The 13746-nt window shown below is 55.8% G+C and carries 11 protein-coding genes; 8 read left to right on the top strand and 3 right to left on the bottom strand.

Annotated features, from left to right (window positions below; genetic code table 11):
- Window positions 1-164 precede the first annotated feature (164 nt).
- Window positions 165-425: a late competence development ComFB family protein gene (locus tag QVZ43_RS00055; protein WP_302908374.1), complete on the top strand. Its 261-nt coding sequence runs from the start codon at window positions 165-167 to the stop codon at window positions 423-425.
- Between the two features lie 10 nt (window positions 426-435).
- On the opposite strand, the gene QVZ43_RS00050 is transcribed toward QVZ43_RS00055, so the two are convergent.
- On the bottom strand, window positions 436-2907 hold the full coding sequence (locus tag QVZ43_RS00050; RefSeq protein ID WP_302908373.1) for a DUF349 domain-containing protein: 2472 nt from the start codon (window positions 2905-2907) through the stop codon (window positions 436-438).
- A gap of 170 nt (window positions 2908-3077) precedes the next feature.
- Between QVZ43_RS00050 and QVZ43_RS00045 the strand changes: the two genes are divergently transcribed.
- Window positions 3078-3554, top strand: a complete 477-nt coding sequence (locus QVZ43_RS00045; protein WP_302908372.1) for a regulatory protein RecX — start codon at window positions 3078-3080, stop codon at window positions 3552-3554.
- Window positions 3555-3584: 30 nt separating this feature from the next.
- Here QVZ43_RS00045 and mltF read toward each other — a convergent pair whose 3' ends face one another.
- Window positions 3585-5084, bottom strand: coding sequence for a membrane-bound lytic murein transglycosylase MltF (gene mltF / locus QVZ43_RS00040; RefSeq protein ID WP_420890896.1), 1500 nt, complete (start codon window positions 5082-5084; stop codon window positions 3585-3587).
- A 296-nt stretch (window positions 5085-5380) separates the two neighbouring features.
- Here mltF and purL point away from each other — a divergent pair, with 296 nt between their 5' ends.
- Together purL and QVZ43_RS00030 are read left to right on the top strand one after the other, a co-directional pair.
- Window positions 5381-9286, top strand: coding sequence for a phosphoribosylformylglycinamidine synthase (gene purL, locus QVZ43_RS00035; protein WP_302908370.1), 3906 nt, complete (start codon window positions 5381-5383; stop codon window positions 9284-9286).
- A gap of 415 nt (window positions 9287-9701) precedes the next feature.
- Entirely contained in the window at window positions 9702-10013 is a 312-nt protein-coding gene (locus tag QVZ43_RS00030; protein WP_302908369.1) for a YqfO family protein, read from the top strand.
- On the opposite strand, the gene QVZ43_RS00025 is transcribed toward QVZ43_RS00030, so the two are convergent.
- Complete coding sequence (locus QVZ43_RS00025) at window positions 10014-10571, bottom strand: NUDIX hydrolase (RefSeq protein WP_223793741.1); 558 nt, start codon at window positions 10569-10571, stop codon at window positions 10014-10016.
- A 96-nt stretch (window positions 10572-10667) separates the two neighbouring features.
- Between QVZ43_RS00025 and QVZ43_RS00020 the strand changes: the two genes are divergently transcribed.
- Genes QVZ43_RS00020 through purT form a run of 4 tightly spaced genes read left to right on the top strand, consistent with a single transcriptional unit; the run spans window position 10668 to window position 13217 of the window.
- Entirely contained in the window at window positions 10668-11255 is a 588-nt protein-coding gene (locus QVZ43_RS00020) for an NUDIX hydrolase (RefSeq protein ID WP_302908368.1), read from the top strand.
- 1 nt (window position 11256) lies between these two features.
- On the top strand, window positions 11257-11790 hold the full coding sequence (locus QVZ43_RS00015; protein WP_223793739.1) for a gamma carbonic anhydrase family protein: 534 nt from the start codon (window positions 11257-11259) through the stop codon (window positions 11788-11790).
- Complete coding sequence (locus QVZ43_RS00010; protein ID WP_263283004.1) at window positions 11787-11969, top strand: DUF1289 domain-containing protein; 183 nt, start codon at window positions 11787-11789, stop codon at window positions 11967-11969. The genes QVZ43_RS00015 and QVZ43_RS00010 overlap by 4 nt, the downstream gene beginning before the upstream one ends.
- 51 nt (window positions 11970-12020) lie before the next feature.
- On the top strand, window positions 12021-13217 hold the full coding sequence (gene purT, locus QVZ43_RS00005; protein ID WP_302908367.1) for a formate-dependent phosphoribosylglycinamide formyltransferase: 1197 nt from the start codon (window positions 12021-12023) through the stop codon (window positions 13215-13217).
- Window positions 13218-13746: the final 529 nt, after the last annotated feature.

The following is a 13746-nucleotide window of genomic DNA, read 5'->3' as shown; positions in this document are numbered from 1 at the left end:
GTTGGTTTTGATTGGGATGGCTCTACCATAGCGGTTCGGCGCCGGCCTGTGTAATGACGGTGCCTGCCAATCGTATTGGCGAAATTGCTCAGGGCCAGTGACAAGGCGCAGGGGCGCATCTATGGTAATGGGATGTTGTGCACGAACGCGGGAGGAACATGCGTATGTCCCTCAGAGATGCCATCGATAATTTTTATGAACGGCTGGTGCAGGATGCCATCAATGCTACCCGGGAGGAGGCAGATACCGCCGACTATCTGGCCGATGTTATGTGTGTGGCGCTTAACCGGCTTCCTCCGCGCTACTATCGCCATCCCATCGATATGATGTTTTACCTGGCCGATGATGAGCTCAAGGGTATGAAAGAAAAATCCCTGGACGCGGTTAAAACGGCCAGGGATTTCGTGAGGGAACATCAGCGCTAGAGAGCAGGTGTCACGGGCGAGCGAGTGCTCCGATTGCTTGATTCATGCGCTGGGCCAGAGGCTGGACAGGACTGTGATCGGTATCGACCAGGCACCAGCCGGCCACAAGTTTTTCCAGCTCCTGCATGGTGCTGCCTGACTGTTCAGACGACCCCATGCCATCCGCCAGGCGACGTACCTGGATTTCCATCCGGCGTTGCTGGTCCTCGGCCGGTGACTCCACCCCGCTCAGAATTTCTGCCCGAATCACCAGTTCGCCGTGGTCAGCCCCGGTCAAGTGATGTGCCAGTTCAGGCCAGTGTGACGGAACTTCTTCCTGGCTCAGAGTCCCATCCGTTCGCGCGTCCACGAGGGTTTGCCAGGTCCGGATGGTGGATGACAGTGCACGATGGGCCCTGGTTTTTTTCAGTCGCTGGATTTCGGCCTTCAGTTGGTCACTTGTTCCCGGAGACACCTCCGAACCCAGTAGCAAACTCAGGCTCTTCTGTGCGTCCGACAGCGCGGAGTCTTCATTGCTCTCGTTAAGCTGGCGGGCCGCAGACAAAGCCTGTTTGGCACTCTCGTCTGCGACCTGCATGGCTTCTTTGTGGGCGCTGCGCTGTGCGTCCCGCCGTGCAAAAATCTGGTCGCAGGCGCTCCGGAATGTCTGCCAGAGCTTACGATCTTCTCGATGGCGGGTGATACCAATCGCCTTCCAGTCCTTCTGAAGATTCTTCGCCTGATTGATTGCATCCTGCAGGGGGTCGTGTTCGACCAGCGCCTGGGCCTTTTCGACAATGGCCTGTTTCAGCGTTTCGTTTTTCCTGCGCTCTTCGTCCAGCGATGTTTCAAGGCGCTTGAGCAGATCGTCAAAGCGTTTCTGGATGGGGCGGTTATCACGGAATTCTACCGGCCAGGCGGACTTCCATTCCTGTCGCGCGGTCTGATGGATTTTCTCCGCGCCCTTCCAGTCCATGGCGGACCAGTCTGCCTGGCTCAGGAAGGTTTCCAGTTCTTCGCAGATCTTTTTGCGTGTTTCGAGGTTGTTCTGTTTCAGGCCGGATTTCGCCGAAAAGTAGTCCTTGCAGGGCTCGAATGCCCGGTCGGACGCCTCTTTGAAGCGCGTCCATAGTGAGCGATCAGACGAACCACCGAGTTCGCGCCACTCCTTTTGCAGTTCCTTGATGCGCTCGGCCTTGGCTTCTGGATCCATGGGTTGGTCGGCCAGGTATTCCATCTGCTCGCACAGGGTGATCTGCTTGGGTTCCGTGGCAAAACCAAGCCAGTCGCTGAGTTCGTTCACCTGACCGTTCAGTAACTGCATTCGGGCTTGAAAGGTCTTTCGCTCGCGGTGATTCAGATCCTTGAAGACAGCCTGGGCTGATTTAAGAAGCTGGCGAGATTCTTTCAGTTGCTTGCTTTCCAGAGCCGATTCAAGCTTGGCAATGGTCTGTTTCAGTTCTGCTATAGCAGCGTCGTTGGGCTGGGCATCATGAAGGGCAGGCGTTTTCGTACTGGCAGATTTTTTCAGCAAGGTGTGAGCTGGCTGGAGTATGTCCGGCAGCGGGTAGCCGGAGGGCCAGTTGATCTCGTCTACCAGGGTTTGCGCCTGTTTCCGAATATCGCTGTCGGCCGCGTGCTCTTCAGGTTTAGCCGTGGCCAGGGCTGCAAGGGCTTCCCTGTGCTGGGTTATGCGGCGGATGGCGCTGATGTAGTTGCGCAGCGTCAGCATTGCGCTGTTATAGGCCTTCTTTTCCGCATCCGAAACCGCTGTGTCCCGGGTTGCCTCCAGCCAGCGGTTTTCCTGGGTTTTTTGCAGGGCGTCCAGCGACGACAGAGAGGGGAGTCCTTCCGGGGAGCGGGCACGGAGGTCCTCCAGCGTTGACTGAAGCAGCTGAAGGGTTTCAGAACGTTGTTCCTTCTGGTCATGCTGCCGGGTTTCGTCGTCCTTGGCTTGCTTGATCTCGTCGAGGCGTTGCTGACATCTGTGGCTTGCTTGCAGGAATTCCTGTGTCTGCTCGGCGGTCGCGTGCTGCTCGACTTCTTTCCATTGTCCAAGCAGGGCGTCGAGTCGGGCTTCGTAGAGCTTGGTGTCGTCGCTCCGGGCCTGCTCTGTGGCGCTGCGAATCAGGTTGGTGACGGTTGCCACCAGAGCCTCTTGTTTCGCTTTTTCTTCTTTTTGACGTTGCAGGGTTTGTCGAACCGCCTGGTAAACCCCTTTGTCTTTGCCCTTGGCCTGTTTCTGTACCTGGTGGAGGCAGGCCGCATCTGTCATTTGACCGGCGGCTTTCAGTCGGATCTCGGCGGTAACGCCCTCAACGGCAATAGTGGCCAGTTGTTGTTGGGTTGGGGCACCATTAAGGATGTGCCGTTGCTGCTCTCTGAGAATGCCCCGGGTGTCCTGCTGATGGCCTGAGTCCTTCGTCGGTTGTTCAACAGAAGGCTTGGTTGCAGGTTCGGTGGTTTTCTTGGATTTAAAGAGTTTCTTAATGAAAGCAGCCATAAAGGTATCCTTTTGGGATTGAAGCCAGTCCTCGGTGTCGGGCAAAGTGGTCCCGCTACCGGCCATCGGCACCCAGAAGGCAGAGTGCCGGGTACGGTTACCGGGTTATCCGGTAACGTGAATTCCGGGGCTAGTCTAGCGTTTTGATTGCACAGGCGGAAAGGGGCTACATGGCAAAACAGGAAAATCAGGACGATCCTTTGCATAAGGCGCGCTCGACCGCATTGAGGCTCCTTGCCCGGAGAGAGCATAGCCGGCTGGAATTGTCCCTGAAATTGCGTCAGCGCCGGATCGAAACTCCGGTGATTGAATCCGTTCTGGATGAGTACGAGCAGGAAGGCTGGCTTGACGATAGCCGCTTTGCCGATGTGTACGCGCGACAACGAATGGATCTCGGCTATGGCCCGCTTCGTATTCTGTCGGAGCTGCAACAGCGTGGGGTAAATGTTGCGCCAGACTGCCTGCGAGAGGTGACCGAACAGGGTTGGCGCGAGAGGGCAGTCGCTCTGCGGGAGCGCCGCTATGGTCTTGCCGACTTGCAGAAAGATTGGGATGAGAAGGTACGTCAGGCCCGTTTCCTGACCCGACGCGGATTTTCCGCCGGACAGGTGGAGTGGGCGCTGGAAGCGCGGGGCCATGAAGACTGACCCGCGCCCTCCAAAGGCCTGATTCTGCTTTTAGAGGGTGGGCGGAATCATTCCCAGGTCAGGGGGTAAGCTGGCCTGCATGTCCTGAGTGCTTTCCTTGCTGTTACTGACCCCACTGCCCGCGCCTTTTGATTCCAGGTCGACGAGCATTGGGTCGTTTTCGGTCTGGTCGCCGGCGGGATCGGTAATGCGTGTTAGCACGTCGTAATAGCGGCGTATGTTCTGAACGTAGAGCACCGGCTCATGGCCACGTGCGTAACCATAGCGGGTCTTGGTGTACCATTCCTTCTGGGCCAGCAACGGCAGGAATTCCTTTACATCCATCCAGCGGTCGGGGTTCCGGCCAGCATCCTGTGCCAGTCTCCGGGCATCTTCCAGGTGGCCAAACCCGACATTGTAGGACGCCAGCGCAAACCAGGTACGGTCTGGCTCTGGAATGCGGTCTGGAATCTGATCGTGGACGATACGGAAATACTTGGCGCCGCCGTGAATGCTTTGCTCGGCGTCCAGCCGGTTATTGATGCCTATATATTTGGCCGTGTTACGCGTCAGCATCATCAGGCCTCTTACTCCCGTCGGTGATACCGCGTTGGGTCGCCAGTGGGATTCCTGATAGCCGATGGCGGCCAGAAGTCGCCAGTCAACGCCGTACTCCCTGGCGTAGCTCCGGAACATGTCCGAATATTTCGGAAGACGATTATCCACGTGGTGCATGAAGGTTCTGGCACCCACATAGTTCAGTCGGTCGAGATGGCCATAGAAGCGCTCTGCCAGCTGAGCCAGAGTGCCATTGGCCTGAAGCTGGTTCAGGAACTGACGGGCTGCTTTTACCAGCGTGTCATCCTGGGTGGCGGGGAAGAGCCAGACCAGCTCCTCTGGTTCGCCAAGAGGAAACGCTTCTTTCACCTTGGGAAAGAATACGTGGTTCAGTTCCAGCTCGTTGGAAGATACCACCGCGTAGCTGAATTCACCGCTTTCGACCCGCGCCAGAATGCCGGCGGCGTCCAGCCCGGGGTGAGCCTGCCAGTTGGTATCGATTGATTCGGCTTTGGCATTTTCCAGCAGGTGTTCGTGATTGCTCTCGGGAACCAGGTGCAGCGTTTTTCCGCCAAGGTCACTGAGAGAATCCGGTGCCGGGAAATCGCGGTTATAGACCACCACCGACTGTGCGGAAATGCCGGTTGCCAGGGGTTTGTATGTGCCTTCAAGGTCGGGCAGGGCGGAAAGACCGGCCAGACCAATGTGGGCGAAATCCCGTTCCAGTACGGACAGTACCTCGGTGTTGTCCTGTGCGACACGAACACGAAGGTTCACGCCAAGTTCCTTGGCGAAACGCTTGGCCAGTTCGTAGTCGTAACCGGTTGGGCCGTCCCTGCCTTCAAAGTAGATCGATGGGGCCTCGCGGGCGATCACGTGCAGAACGTTTTCGTCCCGGATTTCCTGCAGGGTGCTTGGCCGGGAACAGCCGGCAATGACCAGTGCAGCGCAAACGAATACTGAAACCCGAACGGGAGCCGTCGCTTTTTCCAATATTGATCTGAACACTTCCCTGAACTCCATTTACAGCTGGCTCGTCGGGATACGTCAGTGTGAAAGGAATGGACGTATCCGATGTCATGCCGAGTGTGGCGTCCTGCCACCATCAAATGATCAATGTCTTGTTTGCATTGGTCAACACAACTGACTAAGTAATATGCAAAACAATGTGAATTGTCCAGTTTCCAGGAGGATGGGGAAACTGTATCCCGGCGCGGCTTTCGAGTATCATTGCCGCCTTTCCAAACTCATCCAGATTTCCTCTTTTTCGCGCGATACAGGTTGATACCATGCTCGAACTTCGTGGCGCCCCGGCGCTCTCGCCTTTTCGTTCCCGTAAATTGCATGCCCGGATTCAGGAGGGAGTCCCTGAAGTTGATCACGTGTATGCAGAATTCATGCATTTCGTGGACCTCGACGGAAACCTCTCTGACTCGGAGCAGGCGATTCTCGATCGGCTGTTGAAGTATGGCCCCAGTGTATCGGTTGAAGAACCCGAGGGTGTGCTGTTTCTGGTCGTACCTCGTCCGGGCACTCTATCGCCCTGGTCAAGCAAGGCAACCGATATCGCCCGTAACTGCGGACTGCGTCAGATCCAGCGTATCGAGCGTGGGACGGCGTTCTATATTAAGGCCAACCAGAAACTGAACCTCACCCAGCGCGAAAAGATCGCGGCCTTGCTTCACGACCGGATGACCCAGACCGTATTCCACGAAATGGCCGGTGCCGGGCTGTTGTTCAGTCACGAAGAGCCGCGTCCGCTGGAACGGGTGCCGGTGCTTGATGGAGGCCGCTCAGCACTGGTTGAGGCCAACAAGCGTCTGGGACTGGCTCTCGCTGAAGACGAGATCGATTACCTCACGAAGGCGTTTACCGACCTGCAGCGGGATCCCACCGATGTTGAACTGATGATGTTTGCGCAGGCCAACTCCGAGCACTGTCGTCACAAGATTTTCAACGCTTCCTGGGATATCGACGGCGAAGGCCAGGAAAAGTCGCTGTTCGCGATGATCCGCAACACCTTTGAGATGAACAGCGAAGGGGTGCTGTCTGCCTACAAAGACAATGCCTCAGTCATTCGCGGCAGCCGCGGTGGCCGCTTCTTCCCGGATCCGAAGACAGGCGTCTATGGATACAATGAAGAAGACATCCACATTCTGATGAAGGTGGAGACTCACAACCACCCGACGGCCATTGCCCCAGCTTCCGGCGCCGCGACCGGCTCTGGTGGTGAAATCCGGGATGAAGGCGCGACCGGGCGCGGCTCCAAGCCCAAGGCCGGCCTGACGGGCTTTACGGTCTCCAACCTGAACCTGCCGGGTGATCGCCAGCCCTGGGAAGGGGATTACGGTAAGCCGGATCGTATCGTATCCGCGCTCGATATCATGATCGAAGGTCCCATCGGTGGTGCTTCGTTCAACAACGAATTTGGCCGCCCGAACCTGGCGGGTTATTTCCGTACTTTTGAAGAAAAGGTTCCTGGTGCAGCGGGCGAAGAAGTCCGGGGTTACCACAAGCCCATCATGATCGCCGGTGGCCTCGGGAACATTCGCGAGGAACACGTTGAGAAGGGCAATATTCCCGTTGGCGCCAAGCTGATTGTTTTGGGTGGGCCGTCCATGCTGATCGGTCTCGGTGGCGGTGCGGCATCCTCAATGGATTCCGGTTCCAGTCACGAGAATCTGGACTTTGCGTCTGTTCAGCGGGACAACCCGGAAATGGAACGCCGTTGTCAGGAAGTGATTGATCGCTGCTGGCAAATGGGGGAGGACAACCCTATTGCCTTTATCCACGACGTGGGTGCCGGTGGTTTGTCCAATGCCATGCCCGAACTGGTCAAGGACGGCGGTCGCGGTGGAAAGTTCGAACTGCGGGAAATCCCCATCGACGAACCGGGCATGTCGCCCCTGGAAATCTGGTGTAATGAATCCCAGGAGCGCTACGTCCTTGCGGTAGCACAAGAAAACCTCGAGAAATTTGATGCGCTTTGTCGGCGTGAGCGCTGTCCTTACGCGGTGATCGGCGAAGCTACAGAAGAGCATCACCTGGAACTGGGCGACTCCTATTTTGATGAAAAGCCAGTGGATCTTCCGATGGAGGTGCTGTTCGGCAAGCCGCCGCGTATGCATCGTAGCGTCAGCCGCTCCTCGTTCACCAAGCCGATTTTTGATTCTTCCAAAATCGATTTGAATGAAGCGGTTCGCCGTGTGCTGCGTCTGCCTTCCGTAGGCTCCAAGAGTTTCCTGATCACCATCGGAGACCGGACCATTACCGGTCTTGTGGCTCGCGATCAGATGGTGGGTCCCTGGCAGGTTCCTGTCGCCGACGTTGCCGTCACGGCCAGTGCCTTCGATGTGAACACCGGCGAGGCTATGGCGATGGGAGAGCGAACGCCGGTAGCCGTCATTGACGCGCCGGCTTCTGGCCGTATGGCGGTCGGTGAGGTGATCACTAACCTGGCGGCGGCCCCGATTGCAAAGCTTTCCGATATTCGTCTTTCCGCAAACTGGATGGCTGCGGCAGGCCACCCAGGTGAGGATGAAAACCTGTACGAAACCGTTCGTGCCGTTGGTATGGAGCTGTGCCCGGAACTGGGTATTACCATTCCGGTGGGTAAAGACTCCATGTCCATGAAAACCACCTGGGAGGAAGACAACGGCGAGCAGAAGAGCGTAACGGCGCCGCTGTCGCTGATTATCAGTGGCTTTGCCCCAGTGACCGACGTGGGGCGTACCCTGACGCCGCAATTGCGGACCGACGCGGGGGAGACGGATCTGATCCTGATCGACCTGGCGGCCGGCCAGAATCGCCTTGGTGGATCGGCGCTTGCGCAGGTCTACAAGCAGATTGGTGCTGTGGCGCCGGATCTGGATAACCCGGAAGACATCAAGGCATTCTTCGCGGTTATCCAGGGCCTGAATTCCGACGGTAAGCTGCTGGCCTATCATGACCGCTCTGATGGCGGCGCTTTCATTACCCTGGTGGAAATGGCTTTCGCCGGGCATGTGGGCATCGATGTCCGTCTCGATGGTCTGGTCGAAAAGTCAGTTCAGATTGCCAGAGAGCTGTTTAACGAGGAGCTCGGTGCCGTTATTCAGGTGCGCCGCGATGACACGGCTTTTGTGCTTCAGCAATTGTCTGCGGCGGGGCTGGGTGAGCATTCGAGTGTTGTCGGTAGCCTGAACGACGATGACCGCATCCGTTTCAGCTACGAGGACAATACCTTTATCGATGAAACGCGTGTAGAACTTCAGCGTTTGTGGGCCGAAACCAGCTTCCGGGTGCAGGCGCTTCGCGACAATGCCGATTGCGCTCAGGAAGAATTCGACAACCTGCTTGATGCCGAGGACCCGGGTCTGAGCGCCGAGCTGACGTTCGATCCCAATGAAGACACCGCAGCGCCGTACATCAACAGTGGCGTCCGTCCCAAGGTCGCCGTGCTGCGTGAGCAGGGCGTCAACGGGCAGGTCGAAATGGCCGCGGCGTTTGATCGTGCCGGGTTTGAATCAGTCGACGTGCATATGAGTGACCTGCTGGCTGGGCGCGTGACCCTGGAAGGCTTCCAGAGCCTGGTTGCTTGCGGTGGCTTCTCTTTTGGAGACGTTCTTGGCGCCGGCGAGGGGTGGGCCAAATCCATCCTGTTCAATGACCGCGTTCGGGACCAGTTCGCCGCATTTTTCAATCGGCAGGACACGTTGGCACTGGGTGTTTGCAACGGCTGTCAAATGTTGTCGAACCTGCACGAACTGATTCCGGGCAGCGATGGCTGGCCTCGTTTTGTTCGTAACCAGTCTGAGCAGTTTGAAGCACGATTTGTGATGGCAGAGGTGTTGCCCTCGCAGTCTGCCTTCCTCGATGGCATGGCCGGTTCACGCATGCCGATTGCCGTTGCCCATGGTGAGGGGCGGATTGAGTTCGCTGCAGAGGGTGGAGTTCAGAGCCTGATGGATAACGACATGGTTGCCCTGCGTTATGTGGACAACCGGGGGCAGGCCACAACCCGTTATCCTTTCAATCCCAACGGGTCCGAAGGCGGCGTGACTGGTGTGACCACCCGTGATGGTCGCGTCACCATTATGATGCCTCACCCGGAGCGCGTCTTCCGGGCGGTCCAGCACTCCTGGCGGCCTGATGGTTGGCAGGAGGACGGGCCATGGATGCGCATGTTCAGAAACGCTCGAGGCTGGTTCGAATAAGTTAGCTAACCGGGAAAGCGAAACCGGCCTGAGGGTGTCACTCGTTGATGCCTTTCAGGTCGGTTTTTTTATGTGCGTCTGGCTGCCCTGTTTCAGAGCAAGTCAATCTAAAAAAGAGTGAAAAAATGGAAAAACAGGCTTGACTGGTCCACTTTATGCACATTCGTGGTGCTCGCTTGCGTGTTTTGTAAACAAAAGGTATGAATTGCGTTCATCTTTTTGATCATTCTTTTAAAGCATTGAAATATATAAGAAAAATAAAAGGGGCGATTTTCTCGCCAATTTGACGTAAGTGTAGTGATTACGCGGCCTTGGGGCGCATACCCAAAAACTTTCCCCAAAGTTATCCACAGATTTTGTGGGTAAGTTTCTAAGTTGTTGGTTTGTTCAAAAAATGGTCAGCGTGAGGGCGTCTATGTATAAATTGTGCTACTTCGTGCCGGAATCCCACCTCGAAAAAACCAAGCAGGCTCTGTTCGATGTTGGTGCCGGTCGAATCGGTGACTACGACAGCTGTGCGTGGCAGTGTCGGGGGCAGGGACAGTTCCGACCGCTTGACGGCAGCGACCCGTTTCTGGGGGCTGTCGGGGCTCTGGAAAAAGTAGACGAGTACAAGGTGGAGCTGGTTTGCGAGGACAGTCTGATCAGGACGGCGCTGGAGGCTTTGAAGCAGGCTCACCCTTATGAGGAGCCCGCCTATGAGGTCTATCGAATGGAGTTGCTGTAATCAGCCTGTTTTGCTGGAGGCTGACATCGGGCGCCGAATATCGTCGATGTGAACGCCGAATGTGTCTTTTCTAGCGTCCTCAACGAAAAGCTCCAGTGTCTTTCGAACGGTGGGAAACGACAGTTCGCTCCAGGGGATTTTATCCAGTTCAAACAGTTGTGATTCCAGGGACTCTTCGCCGGCACCAAATTCCCCGTTAATGAGGGATGCCCGGTAAAACATATGCACCTGGTTGATGTGCGGGACATCGATGATGGAGTACAGGCCCTCTACGTTCACTTCGGCGAGTGCCTCTTCCCGGGTTTCCCGCATCGCAGCCTCAACGGTTGTTTCGGCGTTTTCCATAAACCCCGCCGGCAGAGTCCAATAGCCATAGCGGGGTTCGATGGCCCTGCGGCAAAGCAGCAGCTTTCCTTCCCAAAGAGTCACGGTACCGGCGACGATTCGCGGGTTCTGGTAATGTATCTCCTCGCAGCTGATGCAAACATAACGGTGGCGGTTGTCACCCTCGGGGATGCGTTGTTCAACCGGATGGCCGCAAGTGCTGCAGTACTTCATTGTTTTCCCCGTATACTGAATAGGTTCAGGTGGTCAGTTTAACGATCACGATCGCCTGTGTCTCATGTAAACCGCTTATGGTGTTGGAGTATTACGTTGCGAGATTTACTTGCCGAGCGTCTGGCATCCTATGCCCCCCGTCAACTGGCGCTCGACTATCCGGAAGCAGGCATTCTGGTTCCGATTACTGACGATCATCAGAACCCTGAAATGGTATTTACGCTCAGATCTTCCAATCTGAACACCCATAGCGGGCAGGTGGCCTATCCGGGAGGGAAGCGAGATCAGGAGGATTCGAGCCTCGTTGCCACAGCATTGCGCGAGACCCATGAGGAAATTGGGTTGCCGCCAGACAGGGTAGATGTGATCGCGCCCCTCAGTCAGGTGATGTCCCGCTACGGCATCTTGGTTACGCCTTATGTTGGTGTGATTCCTGGTGACTACCCGCTGGCGCCAAATCCGGAAGAAATCGACAGCGTGTTTCGGGTTCCGTTGTCTTTTTTCATGGACGACATACGAGAGCGAACGGATACCCTGAGCTTTATGAATCATACCTTTTACGTGCCCTGTTATCGTTGGGAGCGCTATCAGATTTGGGGAATGTCCGCTGTGGTTCTGGTTGATTTCCTGAACGCTGTGTACGATGCGGGCATTGATTTGCTGGAGCCACCTCAAGGAGGGTGAGATGTTTTACGAGTTGGGCGATCGCGTGCCTGAACTGGTTGGTGAAAATCAGTTCGTCGCTGAAAACGCATCTATTATTGGAAGTGTCCGGTTAATGGAGCAGGCCAGCGTCTGGTTTAATGTTGTGGTTCGGGGTGATAACGAGCTGATCACTATCGGTCCAGACAGTAACGTTCAGGATGGTTCGGTGCTGCATACTGATCCCGGCATCCCACTGACGCTCGGAAAGGGGGTCACAGTCGGCCACAAGGCGATGCTTCATGGTTGTGAAATTGGCGATTACTCGCTCATTGGCATCAACGCGGTCGTCCTGAACGGTGCCAAAATCGGCAAGCACTGCCTGATCGGCGCGAACACGCTGATTCCAGAAGGGATGGAGATTCCCGATGGGTCCATGGTCATAGGCTCACCGGGAAAGATTAAGCGAGAGCTGAACGATAGCCAGAAGAAGATGCTGGAAATGAGCGCTCAGCATTACGTACAGAACGGAGTGCGGTACCTTGAATCCCTCAAAACCTGTAAGCCACGCAGATGAGTGTGACAGATAAAGTCCGCTCCCCTTGCGTGAGTGTATGCGCCCTTGATGAAAACGATGTCTGTATCGGGTGCCAGCGCACCGGGGATGAAATACTCCGATGGACGCAAATGACGAATGAGGAGCGCAGGGATGTCCTTCGTGAAGTTGCTATTCGCGAAGAGAAGTTTGCGCTGTAAGGGCGTTGTTCGACGCCTTCTTTTTATCAAATCAACGTAACAGGTGGTGACATGGCTGGAAGTGACTCCGTACGTATCGGCACGCCTCTCAAAGAGGGGGCGTTCAGGGTTCTGTTCTGCGGCTCCGGGGAGCTGGGAAAAGAGGTGGTGATTGAGCTTCAGCGATACGGTGTAGAAGTGATCGCGGTAGACCGCTATGCAAATGCCCCCGCGATGCAGGTAGCGCACCGGAGTCACGTCATTGATATGTTGGATGGGACAGAGCTGCGTCGAGTTATCGAGCTGGAAAGGCCCGACCTGATCGTCCCGGAGATTGAAGCGATAGCCACGCCCGAACTGGTTCGTCTTGAGGAGGAGGGCTTTCGGGTGGTGCCAACCGCCCGCGCCGTTAACCTCACGATGAATCGGGAAGGTATTCGGCGAATGGCTGCCGAAGAGGAGGGTGTTCCTACCTCCCCTTATCGCTTCGCGGGCTCCAGAGAAGAATACCTGGCGGCAGTAAAGGAAGTGGGTCTTCCTCTGGTGGTAAAGCCTGTCATGAGTTCTTCCGGGAAGGGGCAAAGCACTGTTAAGGCCGAGCAGGATATCGAGCCGGCCTGGGACTATGCCCAAACCGGTGGGCGCGCTGGTAAAGGGCGGGTTATCGTCGAAGGCTTTGTGGATTTCGACTACGAAATCACCCTCCTTACCGTTAAACATCGCGATGGTATTTCCTTCTGTGATCCCATTGGACACCGGCAAGTCGATGGCGATTATCGGGAGTCCTGGCAGCCACAGCCAATGTCGGAGGTCGCACTTGAGCGATCAATGGACATTGCGCGCAAGATTGTAGAGAACCTCGGTGGCAATGGCCTTTATGGGGTGGAGTTGTTCATCAAGGGGGATGATGTCTGGTTTTCGGAGGTCTCACCTCGTCCCCACGATACCGGGTTGGTGACGCTCGTTTCTCAGGATTTGTCGGAGTTCGCTCTCCATGCTCGCGCGATTCTGAATCTTCCGATACCCGCCATCCGTCAGAATGGCCCATCGGCGTCAGCCGTCATTTTGCCGGAGGGTGAGTCCGACCATGTTGCCTTCTCTGGCCTCGATGAGGCTCTGGCTCAGCCCGATACCCAGTTAAGGTTGTTTGGTAAACCAGAGCTAACCGGTCGTCGGAGAATGGGAGTTGCATTGGCTCTTGCAGATTCGGTCGATCAGGCTCGAAGCAACGCGACGCGAGCGGCCCGTGCAGTGAAAATTGAGTTATAGAAATTAATCACGCTCCAGAGTGAACGAAAAATGATCGGCGTGGTCATAGTTTGACCGGTTTTGGGGTGGTCGTGTAGGTGGAAACCGAAGCATCGTGAGAAATGTCAAAATCCGGCGTTGACAGTTTTCCTGAGGGCTGTAGAATGCGCCCCACTTCTGACGGACACGACGCCAAACGGGGTCGGTTCGGAAGCGGCAACTGCCTGAAAAGGTTGAAGAAATTTGAGTTATAAAGTTCTTCAAAAAGGTGGTTGACAGGGCGGCGATTCACTGTAGAATGCGCGCCTCGCTCTTCGGAGCAAGCCGGTGAGTTTGAGTGGTTTGAATGCTTGTTGAAAGCCTCAAAAATTACTTCAAAACAACGGTTGACAAGGTGGCGGTTCACTGTAGAATACGCGGCCTTGATTGAGCAACGGCTCAACGTTCTTTAAAAAGTTAACCAAGTAATTCGTGTGGGCGCTGGCCGAGGTATTTCGGATACGAAATATCAGGACAGTGACTCGTCGAAATTGAGTTTTGTCTTGAGCAA

Source organism: Marinobacter suaedae, from assembly GCF_030519635.1.
Taxonomy (GTDB): Bacteria; Pseudomonadota; Gammaproteobacteria; order Pseudomonadales; family Oleiphilaceae; genus Marinobacter; species Marinobacter suaedae.
This window is presented reverse-complemented; position numbering and strand designations above follow the sequence as displayed.

Excerpts from the sequence above, each read along its gene's own strand:
- QVZ43_RS00055 (WP_302908374.1), top strand. The coding sequence starts at position 165 with ATGTCCCTCAGAGATGCCATCGATAATTTTTATGAACGGCTGGTGCAG.
- QVZ43_RS00050 (WP_302908373.1), bottom strand. The coding sequence starts at position 2,907 with ATGGCTGCTTTCATTAAGAAACTCTTTAAATCCAAGAAAACCACCGAA.
- QVZ43_RS00045 (WP_302908372.1), top strand. The coding sequence starts at position 3,078 with ATGGCAAAACAGGAAAATCAGGACGATCCTTTGCATAAGGCGCGCTCG.
- purL (WP_302908370.1), top strand. The coding sequence starts at position 5,381 with ATGCTCGAACTTCGTGGCGCCCCGGCGCTCTCGCCTTTTCGTTCCCGT.
- QVZ43_RS00030 (WP_302908369.1), top strand. The coding sequence starts at position 9,702 with ATGTATAAATTGTGCTACTTCGTGCCGGAATCCCACCTCGAAAAAACC.
- QVZ43_RS00025 (WP_223793741.1), bottom strand. The coding sequence starts at position 10,571 with ATGAAGTACTGCAGCACTTGCGGCCATCCGGTTGAACAACGCATCCCC.
- QVZ43_RS00015 (WP_223793739.1), top strand. The coding sequence starts at position 11,257 with ATGTTTTACGAGTTGGGCGATCGCGTGCCTGAACTGGTTGGTGAAAAT.
- QVZ43_RS00010 (WP_263283004.1), top strand. The coding sequence starts at position 11,787 with ATGAGTGTGACAGATAAAGTCCGCTCCCCTTGCGTGAGTGTATGCGCC.
- purT (WP_302908367.1), top strand. The coding sequence starts at position 12,021 with ATGGCTGGAAGTGACTCCGTACGTATCGGCACGCCTCTCAAAGAGGGG.